This is a genomic window from Kitasatospora sp. CB01950 (assembly GCF_001905465.1).
In the GTDB taxonomy this organism is placed as follows: domain Bacteria; phylum Actinomycetota; class Actinomycetes; order Streptomycetales; family Streptomycetaceae; genus Kitasatospora.
The window spans coordinates 870,366-885,532 of the sequence record NZ_LISX01000001.1 but is presented as its reverse complement, the minus strand read 5'-3'; the positions used below and the strand labels follow the sequence as shown (position 1 = coordinate 885,532).

12 protein-coding genes are annotated in these 15,167 nt (G+C 72.0%); 6 read left to right on the top strand and 6 right to left on the bottom strand.

Features of this window, described 5'->3' with window-relative positions:
• The first annotated feature begins 70 nt into the window (after window positions 1-70).
• Genes sdhC through AMK19_RS04130 form a run of 4 tightly spaced genes read left to right on the top strand, consistent with a single transcriptional unit; the run spans window position 71 to window position 3,487 of the window.
• A complete protein-coding gene (gene sdhC / locus AMK19_RS04145; RefSeq protein WP_073808082.1) occupies window positions 71-451 on the top strand; it encodes a succinate dehydrogenase, cytochrome b556 subunit in 381 nt (126 codons plus the stop codon).
• Window positions 452-457: 6 nt separating this feature from the next.
• The gene (locus AMK19_RS04140) at window positions 458-946 is read left to right on the top strand and encodes a succinate dehydrogenase hydrophobic membrane anchor subunit (RefSeq protein WP_073808080.1); all 489 of its coding nucleotides are present in this window, start codon (window positions 458-460) and stop codon (window positions 944-946) included.
• A gap of 25 nt (window positions 947-971) precedes the next feature.
• Window positions 972-2,714, top strand: coding sequence for a succinate dehydrogenase flavoprotein subunit (gene sdhA / locus AMK19_RS04135; protein WP_073808078.1), 1,743 nt, complete (start codon window positions 972-974; stop codon window positions 2,712-2,714).
• Window positions 2,714-3,487 (top strand): succinate dehydrogenase iron-sulfur subunit, encoded by a 774-nt coding sequence (locus AMK19_RS04130; protein WP_073808077.1) that lies wholly within the window; start codon window positions 2,714-2,716, stop codon window positions 3,485-3,487. Before sdhA ends, AMK19_RS04130 begins: the two co-directional genes overlap by 1 nt.
• Window positions 3,488-3,545: 58 nt before the next feature.
• Here the strand turns inward: AMK19_RS04130 and AMK19_RS04125 are convergent, their stop codons facing one another.
• The 3 genes from AMK19_RS04125 to AMK19_RS04115 form a co-directional block, all read right to left on the bottom strand.
• Window positions 3,546-4,886 (bottom strand): hypothetical protein, encoded by a 1,341-nt coding sequence (locus AMK19_RS04125; RefSeq protein WP_073808075.1) that lies wholly within the window; start codon window positions 4,884-4,886, stop codon window positions 3,546-3,548.
• A 139-nt stretch (window positions 4,887-5,025) separates the two neighbouring features.
• Window positions 5,026-6,639 carry a hypothetical protein gene (locus AMK19_RS04120; RefSeq protein WP_073808073.1) on the bottom strand — a complete coding sequence of 538 codons (1,614 nt, stop codon included), beginning with the start codon at window positions 6,637-6,639 and terminating at the stop codon, window positions 5,026-5,028.
• A 97-nt stretch (window positions 6,640-6,736) separates the two neighbouring features.
• Complete coding sequence (locus tag AMK19_RS04115; RefSeq protein ID WP_073808072.1) at window positions 6,737-6,994, bottom strand: SCO4848 family membrane protein; 258 nt, start codon at window positions 6,992-6,994, stop codon at window positions 6,737-6,739.
• A gap of 136 nt (window positions 6,995-7,130) precedes the next feature.
• Here AMK19_RS04115 and AMK19_RS04110 point away from each other — a divergent pair, with 136 nt between their 5' ends.
• Entirely contained in the window at window positions 7,131-8,393 is a 1,263-nt protein-coding gene (locus AMK19_RS04110) for a D-alanyl-D-alanine carboxypeptidase family protein (RefSeq protein ID WP_083646470.1), read from the top strand.
• Between the two features lie 4 nt (window positions 8,394-8,397).
• On the opposite strand, the gene AMK19_RS04105 is transcribed toward AMK19_RS04110, so the two are convergent.
• The 3 genes from AMK19_RS04105 to AMK19_RS04095 form a co-directional block, all read right to left on the bottom strand.
• Window positions 8,398-9,309 carry a class I SAM-dependent methyltransferase gene (locus AMK19_RS04105; protein WP_073808070.1) on the bottom strand — a complete coding sequence of 304 codons (912 nt, stop codon included), beginning with the start codon at window positions 9,307-9,309 and terminating at the stop codon, window positions 8,398-8,400.
• Window positions 9,310-9,401: 92 nt separating this feature from the next.
• Window positions 9,402-10,346: a YihY/virulence factor BrkB family protein gene (locus tag AMK19_RS04100; protein ID WP_073808068.1), complete on the bottom strand. Its 945-nt coding sequence runs from the start codon at window positions 10,344-10,346 to the stop codon at window positions 9,402-9,404.
• 61 nt (window positions 10,347-10,407) lie between these two features.
• Complete coding sequence (locus AMK19_RS04095) at window positions 10,408-11,406, bottom strand: glycosyltransferase family 2 protein (RefSeq protein WP_241844214.1); 999 nt, start codon at window positions 11,404-11,406, stop codon at window positions 10,408-10,410.
• Between the two features lie 142 nt (window positions 11,407-11,548).
• Between AMK19_RS04095 and AMK19_RS04090 the strand changes: the two genes are divergently transcribed.
• Window positions 11,549-15,127, top strand: a complete 3,579-nt coding sequence (locus AMK19_RS04090; protein WP_073808067.1) for a bifunctional glycosyltransferase/CDP-glycerol:glycerophosphate glycerophosphotransferase — start codon at window positions 11,549-11,551, stop codon at window positions 15,125-15,127.
• The last annotated feature ends 40 nt before the right edge of the window (window positions 15,128-15,167 follow it).

The following is a 15,167-nucleotide window of genomic DNA, read 5'->3' as shown; positions in this document are numbered from 1 at the left end:
GGACCGTATCCGGCCGGGCTGACCGACACGAAGCCGGCCGAGCCCCCGATCCGCTTCCGGAGGGTTTTCCGTGCCGGCTGGAACGCTGTACCGCGGCCGGGAAGGCATGTGGAGCTGGGTGGCTCACCGAGTCACCGGCGTCCTGATCTTCTTCTTCCTGTTCGCACATGTCCTGGACACCGCCCTGGTGCGGGTGTCGCCCGAGGCGTACGACTCGGTGATCGCCACCTACAAGTTCTGGCTGGTGAACCTGATGGAGTACGGCCTCGTGGCCGCCATCCTGTTCCACGCCCTGAACGGCCTGCGCGTCGTGGCGGTGGACTTCTGGGCCAAGGGCCCGAAGTACCAGAAGCAGATGCTGTGGACTGTCGTCGGCATCTGGGTCGTCCTGATGGGCGGCGCCTTCTACCCCGTTCTGCAGCACACCCTTCGCACCTGGTTCGGGGGCTGATCCGGCATGTCCACTGAGATCAAGGACCTGGTGGTCCCCTCGCTGCAGGCCCACACGGGCCAGGGCCTGGGCACCGGCAACCCCGCCGACGCCTTCGTCGTGGAGCCCGCCCGGGCCCGCACGAAGAAGACCCCGCGCCGCACCCGCACCAACTTCGAGATGCTCGCCTGGCTGTTCATGCGCCTGTCGGGTGTCGTCCTGGTGGTGCTGGTCCTCGGCCACCTGCTGATCAACCTGATGCTGGACGGCGGCGTCTCGAAGATCAGCTTCGCCTTCGTGGCGGGCCGCTGGGCCTCCCCGTTCTGGCAGATGTGGGACCTGCTGATGCTGTGGCTGGCGATGCTGCACGGCTCGAACGGCATGCGCACCGTCATCAACGACTACGCGGAGAAGGACGCCACTCGCATGTGGCTGAAGGGTCTCCTGGCTGTCGCGACCATCTTCACGGTGGTCCTCGGCACCCTGGTGATCTTCACCTTCGACCCGAACATCTGACGAGCCACCAGAGGCGACTGACCCCATGCAGATTCACCAGTACGACACCGTCATCGTCGGCGCCGGCGGCGCCGGCATGCGCGCGGCCATCGAGTCGACGCAGCGCAGCCGCACCGCGGTTCTGACCAAGCTCTACCCGACCCGGTCGCACACCGGCGCGGCGCAGGGCGGCATGTGTGCCGCGCTCGCCAACGTCGAGGAGGACAACTGGGAGTGGCACACCTTCGACACGGTCAAGGGTGGTGACTACCTGGTCGACCAGGACGCCGCCGAGATCATGTGCAAGGAGGCCATCGACGCGGTCCTCGACCTGGAGAAGATGGGCCTCCCCTTCTCCCGCACCGACCAGGGCCGGATCGACCAGCGCCGCTTCGGCGGCCACTCCCGCAACCACGGCGAGGCGCCGGTCCGCCGGTCCTGCTACGCCGCGGACCGCACCGGCCACATGATCCTGCAGACGCTGTTCCAGAACTGCGTCAAGCACGGTGTCGAGTTCTTCAACGAGTTCTACGTCCTCGACCTGCTGATCAACGACGGCAAGACCGCCGGCGTGGTGGCGTACGAGCTCGCCACCGGCGAGATCCACGTCTTCCAGGCCAAGGCCGTGGTGTTCGCCTCCGGCGGCACCGGCAAGATGTTCAAGGTCACCTCGAACGCGCACACCCTGACCGGTGACGGCCAGGCCGTGGCGCTGCGCCGCGGCCTGCCGCTGGAGGACATGGAGTTCTTCCAGTTCCACCCGACGGGCATCTGGCGGATGGGCATCCTGCTCACCGAGGGCGCCCGCGGCGAGGGCGGCATCCTGCGCAACAAGGACGGCGAGCGCTTCATGGAGCGCTACGCCCCCGTCATGAAGGACCTCGCGTCCCGTGACGTCTGCTCCCGCGCGATCTACTCGGAGATCCGGGCCGGCCGCGGCTGCGGCCCCGAGGGCGACCACGTCTACCTGGACCTGACGCACCTCCCGCCGGAGCAGCTGGACGCCAAGCTGCCGGACATCACCGAGTTCGCGCGCACCTACCTCGGCATCGAGCCCTACACGGACCCGATCCCGATCCAGCCCACCGCGCACTACGCGATGGGCGGCATCCCGACCAACGTCGAGGGTGAGGTCCTGAGCAACAACACCGACATCGTCCCGGGCCTGTACGCCGCGGGCGAGGTCGCGTGCGTGTCGGTGCACGGCGCCAACCGTCTGGGCACCAACTCGCTGCTGGACATCAACGTGTTCGGCCGCCGCGCGGGCATCGCCGCCGCCGCGTACGCCGACAAGCACGACTTCGTCGAGCTGCCGGAGAACCCGGGCGCGCTGGTCGAGGCGCTGGTCGAGGGTCTGCGGGAGTCCACCGGCACCGAGTCGGTCGCGGCGATCCGCAGGGAGCTGCAGGAATCGATGGACACCAACGTGTCCGTCTACCGCACCGGCAAGACCCTGCAGCAGGCCGTCGAGGACGTCCAGGCGCTCAAGGAGCGCTTCAAGAACGTCTCGATCCAGGACAAGGGCTCGCGCTACAACACCGACCTGCTGGAGGCCGTCGAGCTGGGCAACCTGCTCGACCTGGCCGAGGTGCTGGTCGTCTCCGCGCTGGCCCGCGAGGAGTCCCGCGGCGGTCACTACCGCGAGGACTTCCCGACCCGCGACGACGTGAAGTTCATGCAGCACACGATGGCGTACCGCGAGGTGGCCGAGGACGGCTCCACCTCCATCCGCCTCGACTACAAGCCGGTCGTGCAGACCCGCTACCAGCCGATGGAGCGTAAGTACTGATGTCCACTCCGACCGTCGAGACGCACTCGGCCGCGCTGGACGCGGTCGAGGCTGGCAGCACCAAGCTGATCAACGTCACCTTCCGGATCCGCCGGTTCAACCCGGAGGAGCACCCGGACCCGGTGTGGGTGGACTACCAGCTCGAAATGGACCCGAAGGAGCGCATCCTGGACGCGCTCAACAAGATCAAGTGGGAGCAGGACGGCACCCTCACGTACCGTCGCTCCTGCGCGCACGGCATCTGCGGTTCGGACGCCATGCGGATCAACGGGCGCAACCGGCTGGCGTGCAAGACCCTGGTCAAGGACGTCGACCCGGCGAAGCCGATCACGATCGAGGCCATCAAGGGCCTCGCGGTCCTCAAGGACCTGATCGTGGACATGGACCCGTTCTTCCAGGCGTACAAGGACGTCATGCCGTTCCTGATCACCTCGGGGAACGAGCCGACCCGCGAGCGTCTGCAGTCGCAGGCCGACCGCGAGCGCTTCGACGACACCACCAAGTGCATCCTGTGCGCCGCGTGCACCTCCTCGTGCCCGGTGTTCTGGAACGACGGCCAGTACTTCGGCCCGGCGGCGATCGTCAACGCGCACCGCTTCATCTTCGACTCCCGCGACGAGGGCGCCGAGCAGCGCCTGGAGGTCCTCAACGACCGTGAGGGCGTGTGGCGTTGCCGCACCACCTTCAACTGCTCGGAGGCCTGCCCGCGTGGCATCGAGGTCACCAAGGCGATCCAGGAGGTGAAGCGCGCGCTCGTCACGCGTCGCTTCTAGTCCTGAGCCCCGAAGGGCCCGTCCGGAGTTCGCTCCGGGCGGGCCCTTCGGCTTCTGCTCAGGGGGCGGGTGCGCGTCTGACGGTGGCCAGGGTGAGCAGCAGCGGGCCGAGGAACAGCGCCACCGCCATGGTCCGGTAGTCCTGGCCGGCGGCGGACGCGGTCAGCGCCAGCTGGGTGCCGAGGACGGCCGCGCCGGCCACCGGGACGAGCGCGGGCAGCCGGTGCCGCCAGGCGTACAGCAGGGCCGCCGCGAGGCCGAGGTACGCCCACAGGGCGCCGCGCCACAGCAGCCAGTCCAGCTGCGGGGCGCGCAGCAGGGTGCGGCTCCAGGCGGCGGCGGAGTGCAGGGGCCGCAGCAGGCCGTGCGAGGCCGCGGACGGCTCCGGTACCTCGGTGGCGGCGTGCGGGCCGCCGGTGCCCGCCCACACCGCCCAGGCGAGGCGGCTCCGGCAGAGCCGGGCGTCCAGCACCCGGTCCGGGTGGTCGCGCAGCAACTGCCGCCACGCGGCGGCGAGTTCGTCCTGTGCGCGGCGGGCGGCGGCGGCGTCCCAGCGCTCGGTGAGGGCGGCGGTCGCCGAGCAGTCCGTGCCGGCCGCGTCCCATTCGGCGGCCGGGGCGAGGACCGTCAGCGCCGGGTCCGGGCGGGTCGGGTCGCGGTGCTGGGCGAGCGCCAGGTCGGCGGCGCGCAGAGTGTGCAGGTCGCCGGTGCGGGCCGCGGGGTGGCCGAGCACGGCGAGGGCGATCGGCACGGCCAGCGCGAGGGCGGTGAGCAGCGCGAGTCGGCCCCGCACCCGAGGCAGGGCGGGCAGCAGCACCAGGGCCGCGATCAGCGCGGTGCCCGCGCCTCGGGGGCCGGTCAGCGCGAGCAGCGCGATGGCCGAGAACAGTACGGCCAGATCCAGCCGTTGCGCGGGCCCGCCCCGGTGCAGCGTCCCGTCGACGCGCCGGGCGAGCAGCCGCAGGCCCGCCGCGGTGAGCAGCAACGCGCCTACGGTGGAGGGCACTTCGGGGCTGAGTGAGACCACCAGGCTGCCGGTCGGCGGCAGCGCGGCCAGCGCGACGGCCACCGGCCCCGACCACCGCCCGCGCACCCCGAACCGGGCCAGCGCCGCCACCAGGTGCCCGAGCGCGAACGCCACCAGCACGCTCTGCGCCAGCGTCGCCCCCGCCGGGTGCAGGATCCGCACGGCGGCGTCGTACAGCGGCGCACCGCTCCGCGCGCTGCCGGTGAACGCCGGGTACCCGGCCGCCCACCACAGCAGCAGCACGGCCTGGCAGGCCGCGGCCACCGCGAACGGCAGCCGCAGCCTGGACTTGGCGCGCCGGTGCCGCCGCTCCCGTTCGTGGCGCTGCGCCCACTCGGGGCGGGCGTCGCCGAGGGTGGTGCTGGTGCTCATCGCGGAGCCTCCCCCATCCCCTGCTCCCCGGCCCGGCGCCGGTCCCTCGCCGCCGGCCGCCCGGGAGTCGTGCCGGGCAGGCTAGCAGCAGGATTCAGCCACCTCCAGAGGTCCGACCACGGACATTCCTGATGCCGGATCAGGCCAGCGGGCCGAGGTCCTTCGGGTGCGCGACGCCCTTGAAGGTGATCAGGTGCCGGCCCGCGGTGACGGCGTACAGGTCGGCCTGCCCGTCCCCGTCGAGGTCGCCGGAGCTGCCCAGGGTCGGGTAGTCGGCGACCGGGAAGCTGCCGATCACGGTGCCGTCCGCCGGGTCGGCGAGCGCGGAGAAGTCGAAGCTGCCGTTGGCGAGCTTGGGCACGGCGTAGGAGCGCAGAACACCGGTGGCCTGCTCACGGGCCCACAGCGCGAGGTTGCCGCCGGCGTCGGGGCCGGGGGCGATCAGGTCGTAGCCGTTCCACAGGCCGGTGGAGGTCAGCTGGGTGGACTTGGTGAAACGCGACGGGTCGCGCTGGAGCCACAGGTTGCCCTGCTCGACGTCCAACAGGTTGAGACCGTACGGGTTGATCGCGTCCACCGAGCCGAACGCCACCAGTTGCTGAACGCCGGCGTAGCTCGTGCTGTGGTCGGCCGGGCAGGCCACCGGGGACTTGACCAGGTTGGTGCAGGAGGTGGCGTGGCGCACGTACGGCGGGATGGTCGAGTCGATCGAGAACTCGCCGCGGTTCAGGTACTGGTACAGGTACTCGCCGTCGGGCTCGTGGACGTAGACGGTGTCGGCGGCCACGGACGAGGCCGCGCCCCAGCCCCTGTGCACCACCTGCAGGCCACTCCAGCCGGTGCCGGTGGGCGACCACTGGGCGGGCACCACGGCACTCGGGGTGGTGCTGCCGGCATCGCCGCTGATCACCAGCAGGTTGCCCTGCGAGTCAGGCAGCAGGATGTCCGGGACGCCGTCGTTGTCGACGTCGCCGAGGACCTTCGTCGGGTTCGACGGGGCGTAGAACGAGTAGGACAGCGGCTGGGAGGCGTTGCCCGCCCCGTCGATCGCCTGCACGTACAGGTTGTGGGTGCCCCAGGTGGCCGGCTTGAGGGTGACGCTCACCGTGCCGTCCGCCCCGGGCAGGACGACGCCCGGCGCAGGCTCGCATCCTCCGACGCTCGGCGTGTCGTCCAGCACGTACCGGAAGCACACCAGGCCGGAGCCGCCGTCGGCGCCGGAGAAGGTGAAGACGCCCGGCTGCCCGGCGTACTTGGAGGGGCCGGCGGTGCCGGACGGCGGAAAGTCGACGGAGTTCACGCCGACGGTCGGCTGGGTGCGGTCGATGCCGAACCGGCAGGTGGCGGAGGGCGCGCCGGAGCCCGACGGGTACTCGGGCCGGACCTGCCAGGTGTATCCGGGGCCCTCGGCCAGATCGCCGATGAACGCCCGGACGTTGCCGAGGCCATCGGCCGCAGCGGTGGTGTCGAGGATCTTCGTGCCGGTCGCGTCCCACAACTCGAAGGTGGCGGCGGTCGCGGTGGTCCTCGCGTACAGCTCCGGGCCCGGGAAGCTGTTGGTGACCCAGCCGGGCATGCCAGTGGCGTTGCAGCCGTCGGTGCGCTCGCCGTCCAGCGAGGTGCCCGGCAGAACGGTCGGGCCGGTGATCCAGGGGTCGGACACCGCCTGCGCGGCGGGGGCGGCGAACAGGCCGGCCGCGAGGGCGGTGGTGGCGCAGGCGGCGAGCAGCCGCGCGGAGGTGGTGCGGGACATCGGGATTCCCCCCAGGAAACGATGCGCGGACGATCGATCGACCGCCCAGCCGCGCATCCTGGCAGCCCCGGAATCCGGCCGCAAGGGTGCGCCGGGGCTACTCCGCGACGGCCGCCCGGCGCAAGGCTCGCAGGCCGCGGACGCCGATCCAGCCGATGGCGAGGCCGAGCAGCAGGGAGGTGACGGCGAGCAGCAGGTGGACCCAGAAGAAGGCGGTGGGCTGCCCGTGGTCGCCGTTGACGAACGCCTGGCCGCCGGAGTCCTTCCAGAGGTTCTTCGCGAACGTCGTCCAGATGAAGATCGACCAGACGCCGAAGGCGGTGAGGAACCAGGAGACCGGGCGGCTGAGCTTCATGGCGGGGTCCTTCGGGGCAGACGGGTGGCCCGTCCAGTATGCGCGGCCCGCCGTTCGGAGCAGCGGGCGGTACTCGTTCGTGCGGCGGGCGGCGGCTCGGGCCGTGCGGGCGGCGGGGGCGGGTTAGCTTCCCTGAATGCAGACTGTCCGCCGGATCGTCCACGGTTCGTCCGCTGCCGCGCTGGTGCTGTTCCCGGTCGGCCTGCCGGTCGCCGTCGCGGCGGTGCCCGGTGATGCGCCGCCGCCCGCCGTGGTGGGCGGGGAACGGCTGGGTGCGCCGGGTGTGCAGGTCGCGCCGGGGCCGGGGGCGCCGCCGTTGCCGTCGAACCTGACCGGGAAGTCCTGGGTGGTGGCGGACGCGGGCAGCGGCGAGGTGCTGGCGGCGTTCAACGCGCATGCGCAGCTGCCGCCCGCGTCCACGTTGAAGATGCTGTTCGCGGACACCGTGCTGCCGCGTTTCCCGGCCGACGAGGTGCACAGGGTGGGCTGGTCGGAGCTGCAGGGGATGGGGGCGGGCAGCAGTCTGGTCGGCATCAAGGAGGACCTGGACTACAAGGTCGAGGACCTGTGGCGCGGGGTGTTCCTGTCGTCCGGCAACGACGCGGTGCACGTGCTGGCGACCATGAACGGCGGGGTGGCGAAGACCGTCGCCGACATGCAGGCCCGGGCGGACCAGTTGCAGGCCCGGGACACCCACGTGGTCAGCCCGGACGGGTACGACATGGACGGGCAGGTCACCTCGGCGTACGACCTGACGCTGTTCGCCCGGGCGGGGCTGCGCAACGAGGAGTTCCGCGGGTACTGCGGGACGCGGTGGGCGCAGTTCCCGGGCGCGGTCGACAAGAACGGGCAGCGGGGCAGTTTCGGCATCGCCAACACCGACCGGCTGCTCGGCAAGTACCCGGGCCTGATCGGCGTGAAGAACGGTTACACCACCAACGCGGGGGCGACGTACACGGGTGCGGCGGTGCGCGGCGGCCGGACCCTGCTGGTGACGGTGATGCACCCGGCGAGCAGTCCGAAGGTGTACGACGAGGCGGCGGCGCTGCTGGACTGGGGCTTCGCCGCGACGGGGAAGGTCACCCCGGTGGGGGCGCTGGCCGAGGACAAGGCGCCCCCGGCCGAACCCACCGCGGGCCCGGCCGAGCCGGTCGCCGAGACGCCGTCGGCCGCGCAGCCCGCCGCGCCGTCCGCCGGCGCCTCGCCGACGAAGCGGCCGACGGTCGCGGCGGACCCGGTGCGGGCCGCGCACGCGGTGGCGGACGGCCCGGGCACGGCGACCTGGTCGGCGGTCGGGCTGTGCGCGGCGGTGGCGGCGGTCGGGATGCTGCGGCTGCGCGCGCTGCGCCGCCGGGCCGCCCTGCGGGAGGCCCGGGCGGGCAGACCGGACAAGTCCTAGGAACTCAGGAGGACTTGCGGGCACGCCCGGCGTTGAGCGCGCGACGGACCGCGCGGGTGGCGACCGGGGGCATCACGTCGATGGCGACCCGGCGGGCCAGCGAGCGCTGCTGGTGGGGGCGTGCGGCCCCGGCGGAGCCGCCGGACTGGGCGCGGACCGCGGCCTCGGGGAGGCCGGTGGGCTCGTCCCAGGCGAGGCGGTGGCAGGTCTGCCCGGCGAGGTGTTCCTCGTCGAGGCGGAAGCCCTCGGCGCGCCAGTCCCGGGCGAGCAGGTCGGCGCGGACCGCCTCGGCGTCGCCCCAGGTGCCGTAGAACTTCTCGGGGGTGAGCAGCACCGGCTTCAGGCCGAGGGTGAAGACGGCCTCCCAGACGGCGGCGTGCACGCCGGGGGTGTGCGGGGCGCGGTAGTCGTCGAGGGAGACGACGCCGTTGCCGGCCAGCGCGTCGCGGGCCACCAGGATGTCTCCCGCGACGTGCTCGTACAGGTGGGAGGCGTCGATGTGGATGAAGCGGCAGCTGTCGGCGGCGATCCGGCCGTCGGCGAGGACCGAGGTCGGGGCCTGGATGATCGTCGGCAGTTCGGCGTGGAACGCCTGGTAGTTGGTCTCGAAGGCGCGCCGGGTGAGGGTGGAGCGGTAGGACATCGTCATCTCGGCGGAGTTGTCGTCGTCCGGGGCGTCCATGTCGAACAGGTCGCAGACGGTGAAGGCCTCGCCGGGCCGCAGGTGGTCGCCGAGCAGGATCGCGGAGCGGCCCAGGTAGGCGCCCATCTCCAGCAGGTCGCCGGTGACGCCGGCGGCGCTCTGGCGGTCGAGCAGCCATGCGAAGACCTCGCGGTCGACGCGGAAGAACCATCCCGGGACGTCGTCGGGGGTGGCTGGTACGGGCGGCGCGGCGGTGGTGTCGGTGACGGACACGCGGCCTCCAGAGATGCTGGCCGGCGCTGGGGGCGCCGGCGAGACGGTCGGCCGAGGGACAGCCGAGCAATGAGTTGTGACCGGGATCATAGTCAGTCGTCCGAATGCCGGACAGGGGGTGGCTGCGCGGATTCGACGGCGGTCGCGAGCGCGGCCTCGGCCTGCCGGACGGCCCTCCGGCGGGCCGCCTCGGGGTCGGCGAGGGCCGTCCAGGCCGCGCTGTACATGAGCAGTCTGGCCACGAAGTTGATCCACAGCAGCAGCGCGACGGGCACCCCGAAGGCCCCGTAGACGCTGCGTCCGGCGACCGAACCCAGGTACGAGGAGAGTGCGATCTTCAACACTTCGAAGCCGACCGCGCCGATCAACGCGCCCTGCAGCAGGGCGCGTCGGTGCTGACCGCGGATCCGCGGGAACGGGCCGAGCAGGTACCAGAACAGCAGCAGGTCGGCGCAGACCGCGATCAGGAAGCCGAGGCCGGACAGCAGCCAGCGGGCGCCACCGCCGTCCAGGCCGAGCCGGTCGGCCAGCCGGTGCGCGAGCGTGGTGGCCAGCGCGGACGCGGCCAGCGAGGCGAGGCAGACCAGGCCGAGCCCGAACAGCACCGCGCAGTCCCGGAGTTTCACCTGAACGGGGTTGCCGGCGTCGTCGGGCAGCCGCCAGACCGTGCGCACCGCGCCGCGCATGGTGTCCACCCAGCCGAGGCCGGAGACCAGCAGCAGGGCGCCGGAGACCAGGCCGACGGTACCGGCGTTGGCGACCATCGCGTTCAGGTCGAGCGAGTCGGCGAGGCCGGGCAGCTGCTCGGCGATCTGCTCCTGGAGGTGGTGCACCCGGGAGTCGGAGAGCGTGGCCAGGGCGATCGCCAGGGCCACGGTGAGCAGCGGGAACAGCGCCAGGAACCCGAAGAAGGTGACCGCCCCGGCCAGCCGGTTGCCCTGGACCTCGGCGAAGAGCCGGTACACCAGGTAGGGGCGGCTGCGCAGCACCCGGGCCAGCAGCGGTCCGATCAGCGGCAGCCGGGCGAGGAAGTCCATCCGCCCCTGTATACCGGGCGGGCGGTGCTGCGTCCGGGTGACGCGCCGCCCGCCCGAATGCTCAGCGGCGGACGGCGCGGCGGGCCCTGGCGAGCACCCGCAGGCTCTGGAAGCCGAGGTAGCTGCCGCGGCCGAGCAGTTCGCCGCGGACGCCCTCGGGGCCGGCCGGCGGCCGGTAGCCGTCGGGGCGGTGCCGGGTGCAGTGTTCGGCGGCGCGGCGGAAGAACTCGCGGCGGTCGGCGGCGGGGACGCGTCCGGGCTTGGTGACCACGGTGGCGAGGTGGCCGAGCATCATCCGGTAGATCACCGGCCGCCAGCGGTCCAGGTCGGGGCGGGCGTCGAGGAACGCGAACACCCGGTCGTACTGCTCGAAGACGTCGAAGTGCTTGCGGGAGGCGGTGGCGAGGATGTTGCCGCCCTCGCGGCGCTGCCGGTAGTGCACGCCGACCTGGTCGAGCAGGGTGATCGACTCGGCGGCGAGCAGCGCCGGGTACGTCCAGGGGGTGTCCTCGTAGTAGCCGGGCGGGAAGGTCAGGCCCTGCTGCTCGACGAACGCGCGCCGGTAGGCCTTGTTCCACACCACCTGGAGCAGGTCGAGCAGGTCGCGGCGCTCGTCCAGGGTGAAGGTGTCGGCGCCGGGCTTGGCGAACACGGGGGCGGAGGCGGAGCGCACCACGCGGCCGTCCCAGTAGCTGCGGGCGTAGTCGTACACCAGCAGGTCGGGGTCGCCGGTGGCGCGCAGCCGGGCGTCGGTGGCGGCGAGCAGGTCGGGGGTGAGGGTGTCGTCGCTGTCCAGGAAGATCAGGTAGTCGCCGGTGGCGAGTTCCAGTCCGGCGTTGCGGGCGAGGCCCAGGCCGACGTTCTCCTCGAGGTGACGGACCGTCACCCGGCTGTCCCTGGCGGCCACTTCGTCGAGGATCGCGCCGCAGTTGTCGGGCGAGCGGTCGTCGACGGCGATCAGCTCGAAGTCGGTGAAGGTCTGTTCCAGGACGGAGCCCAGACAGGCGGGGAGGTACTCCTCCACGGCGTGGACGGGCACGATCACGCTGAACCGCGGCATCTCTTCACTCTCCTGACCTGGCCTGGCCAGGCGCAGACTAGCAAGCCCGGAGAGGTAGGATCGCGGCCGGTGCCGGTCCGGGTTCGACACATCTGCCGGGCCCACCCGGCCGCACTCCCTGAGGAAAGGCTCTGCGCTCCCGATGGCCCCCCGTCTGTCCGTCGTCGTCCCGATCTACAACGTCGAGCGCTATCTCGAGGAGTGCCTCGACTCGATCGCCGCCCAGACCTTCGACGACTTCGAATGCGTCATGGTCGACGACGGCTCCAAGGACTCCAGCGCCGACATCGCCAAGGCCTACGCCGCGAAGGACTCTCGCTTCCGGCTGGTCCAGCAGGTGAACAAGGGCCTCGGCGCGGCGCGAAACACCGGCTACCGCCACATCTCCGAGGGCACCGAGTTCCTCGCGTTCGTCGACAGCGACGACACCATGCCGCCGTCCGCGTACGAGCTGATGATCGGCACTCTGGACGAGACCGGCTCGGACTTCTGCACCGGCAACGTGCTGCGATTCCGCGCCGTCGGCCACTACCAGTCGGGCGGTCACCGCAAGCCGTTCGCGGCGACCCGGCTGCGCACCCACATCACCGAGGTCCCGGCGCTGGTCACCGACCGCACCGCGTGGAACAAGGTGTACCGCCGCTCGTTCTTCGACCAGGCGGGCGTGCTCTACCCCGAGGGCATCCTGTACGAGGACGCCCCGGTCAGCGTGCCGCACCACTACCTGGCCCGCCGGGTCGACGTGCTCGCCGAGCCGATCTACCACTGGCGCGAGCGGGAGGTCGGCGAGATGTCGATCACCCAGATGAAGACCAACCCGAAGGGCGTCATCGACCGGGTCAAGTCGATGGAGCTGGTCCGCGACTGGCTGGGCAAGCAGAGCGACCCGAAGTTCCGCAAGTACCTGCACGCCTACGACGAGAACAACCTCGTCGAGGAGATCCCGATGTTCTTCGGCTCGGTGCTGGAGGGCGACCCGGAGTACAACGCGGCCTACCTGGAGTCGGCCGGCCGCCTGCTGCGCGCGATCGGCCCGGAGCAGGTCCGCAAGCTGCGCGCCCCGCTGCGCCTGAAGTACCACCTGACCCTGCAGGGCCGGCTCGACGAGCTGATCGAGCAGCTGCGCTTCGAGAAGGAGAGCAACGGCGCCGCCCCGGCCCGCGGTCTGCTCCGCCCGTACGCGGACTACCCGTTCCTGCGCGGCGGCCGCAAGAGCGTCCCCGCGGACGTGCTGCGGCTGAACAACGCCCTGGTGATGCGCTCCCGGGTGTACGAGGCCCGCTGGGCCGGCGACAAGCTGCAGCTGACCGGGCACGCCTTCCCGGAGCACCTGGGCGCCGAGAACAAGCACGACATGGTCAAGGCGCTGGTCCTGCGCGAGGCCAAGGGCCGTCGCGTGGTGGCCGTGCAGACCAAGGCCGAGTTCAGCCCGGAGGCCACCGCCAGCTCCCCGCACGACCTGTACAGCTGCGACTGGGCGGGTTTCTCCGCCACCATCGACCCGGCGCGGCTCAAGCACCGCGGCGAGTGGAAGGACGGCTCCTGGCGGGTGCTGGTGGCCGGCGCCGGCAAGGGCGGCGTCTTCAAGGGCCGGGTGTCGGTCGGCTGGCACGACCGCGCCGAGTACGCGCCCGTGCACTGGGTCGAGGACGACGTCCGGGTCGTGCCGTGGTCGCGTGACGGCCACCTGCTGCTGCGGGTGGAGCGGGTGCGTGCCCGGGCCCTCGCGGTGAGCGCCGAGAACGGCACCGTCGAGCTGCGCGGCCTGGTCCGTTCCGGCGCCGACCTGGCCGGTGCGGAGCTGCGGCTGAAGCACGTCGAGTCCGAGCGCGACGTGTTCGTGCCGCTGGAGCTGGGCGTCCCGTCCGGCCGCGACCTGCCGTTCACCGCGCGGCTCCGGGTCTCCGAGCTGACCGCCGTCCGGGAGGCGTGGAACGCCCTCGACCCGACGGCCGAGAAGCGCACCCGCGACCGCTGGGACCTCGAACTCAAGCTCGCCGACGGCACCGCGCTGGCCCTCGTCCTGGACGACCGCCGCGCGCCCGTCGAGCTGCACCTGCCGCTCGACGACGGCGCCCGCACGCTGTACGCCAAGCCCTCCCCCAGCGGCTACCTGCAGCTGTGCGACCAGGTCGTGCAGCCGGTCGTCGAGGAGGTCGCCCGGGCCAAGGACGGCGAGGGCTTCGTGCTCAGCGGCTCGTTCCCGCTGCCCGGCGCCCACCGCTACGAACTGGTGATCCAGCACGGCAAGCGCCGCGAGGAGCACGCCTACCCGGTGGAGATCGCCGACGGCCGCTTCCGGGCCGCGCTGCCCGCGCTGCCGACCGCGTCCTTCGCCGGCCTGGTCCCGCTGCACAAGGGCACCTGGACGGTGCTGTTCCGCCCGCTCGGCGCCCCCGTCGACAGCGAGTGGCCGTCCGCGGCGCTCGCCGCGTCCACGTTCGACGCGCTGCCGATGGAGGTGACGGCCCGCGGCAAGCGGGTCGTGCTGGAGCGCCGCGCCTTCGACAGCCTGTCGCTGGAGGCCCACGACCCGCTGTCGCCGGCCGAGCGCAGCGGCTACCGGCAGCGCCTGCTGCGGGACGCCTACAAGAAGGGCCAGTACGGTCCGCTCACCGACGCCGTGCTGTACCACACCGTCCGCGAGGACTGGTGGGCCGCCGACGGCGGCCTGTACGCGGACTCGCCGCGCGCCGTGCACGAGGAGCTGGTCCGCCGCGGCCTGCCGCTGCGCCACCTGTGGACCTCCGTCGACCTGCAGGCCGAGCTGCCGCAGACCGCCGAGTGCATCCGGCACCGCTCCCCCGAGTGGTTCGAGGCGCTGGCCACCGCCAAGTACATCGTCACCTCCACCCACCTGCCGACGTACTTCCGCCGCCGCCCCGGCCAGGTCGTCCTGCAGACCTGGCAGGGCAGCCCGCTGAAGCGGATCGGCACCGACTTCGAGAAGGTCTGGTTCACCGACTCGGGCTACCTGGAGCACCTCAAGGAGGAGGTGCCGCAGTGGAGCCTGATGGTGGCGGGCAGCCGCTGGGCCGCGCCCGTGCTGCGCCGTGCCTTCGACTTCAAGGGCCAGGTGCTGGAGAGCGGCTACCCGCGCAACGACCTGCTGTTCGCCGCCGACCGGGAGAAGACCGCCGAGCGGGTCCGCGAGCAGCTGGGCCTGCCCGAGGGCAAGCAGGTGGTGCTCTACGCGCCGACCTTCCGCGAGGACCGTCGACTGCCCGACGGCGGCTACCAGCTGAACCTGCAGCTCGACCTGGAGGCGGCCCGCGCCGCCCTCGGCGACGACCAGGTGCTGCTGGTGCGCGCCCACGAGGTGGTCCGCGGCCGACTCCCCGAGGCCGGCAACGGCTACGTCTGGGACGTCAGCACCTACCCCGACATGGCGGAGCTGCTGCTGATCGCGGACGTTCTGGTCACCGACTACTCGTCCTCGGTGTTCGATTTCATGAACACCGGCCGCCCGGTGCTGTTCTTCACCTACGACCTGGAGCACTACCGCGACAACCTGCGCGGTTTCAGCCTCGATCTGGAGAACCGGGCCCCCGGCCCGCTGCTGTCCACCTCCGCCGAGGTGGTCGCCGCGCTCGGCGACCTGTCGCAGGTCACCGCCGAGTACGCCGACAAGTACGCGGCATTCCGCGAGGCGTACTGCGACCTCGACGACGGCGGTGCGGCCGGTCGGGTGACGGACGCACTGCTGGCAGAAGGCAAATGAGCGAGCGGCACAGCCCCAATAAAAGCGAATATAATATGTG

Coding starts and splice junctions, on each gene's coding strand:
- AMK19_RS04140 (WP_073808080.1), top strand. CDS start 458: ATGTCCACTGAGATCAAGGACCTGGTGGTCCCCTCGCTGCAGGCCCAC.
- sdhA (WP_073808078.1), top strand. CDS start 972: ATGCAGATTCACCAGTACGACACCGTCATCGTCGGCGCCGGCGGCGCC.
- AMK19_RS04130 (WP_073808077.1), top strand. CDS start 2,714: ATGTCCACTCCGACCGTCGAGACGCACTCGGCCGCGCTGGACGCGGTC.
- AMK19_RS04125 (WP_073808075.1), bottom strand. CDS start 4,886: ATGAGCACCAGCACCACCCTCGGCGACGCCCGCCCCGAGTGGGCGCAG.
- AMK19_RS04120 (WP_073808073.1), bottom strand. CDS start 6,639: ATGTCCCGCACCACCTCCGCGCGGCTGCTCGCCGCCTGCGCCACCACC.
- AMK19_RS04115 (WP_073808072.1), bottom strand. CDS start 6,994: ATGAAGCTCAGCCGCCCGGTCTCCTGGTTCCTCACCGCCTTCGGCGTC.
- AMK19_RS04110 (WP_083646470.1), top strand. CDS start 7,131: ATGCAGACTGTCCGCCGGATCGTCCACGGTTCGTCCGCTGCCGCGCTG.
- AMK19_RS04100 (WP_073808068.1), bottom strand. CDS start 10,346: ATGGACTTCCTCGCCCGGCTGCCGCTGATCGGACCGCTGCTGGCCCGG.
- AMK19_RS04095 (WP_241844214.1), bottom strand. CDS start 11,406: ATGCCGCGGTTCAGCGTGATCGTGCCCGTCCACGCCGTGGAGGAGTAC.
- AMK19_RS04090 (WP_073808067.1), top strand. CDS start 11,549: ATGGCCCCCCGTCTGTCCGTCGTCGTCCCGATCTACAACGTCGAGCGC.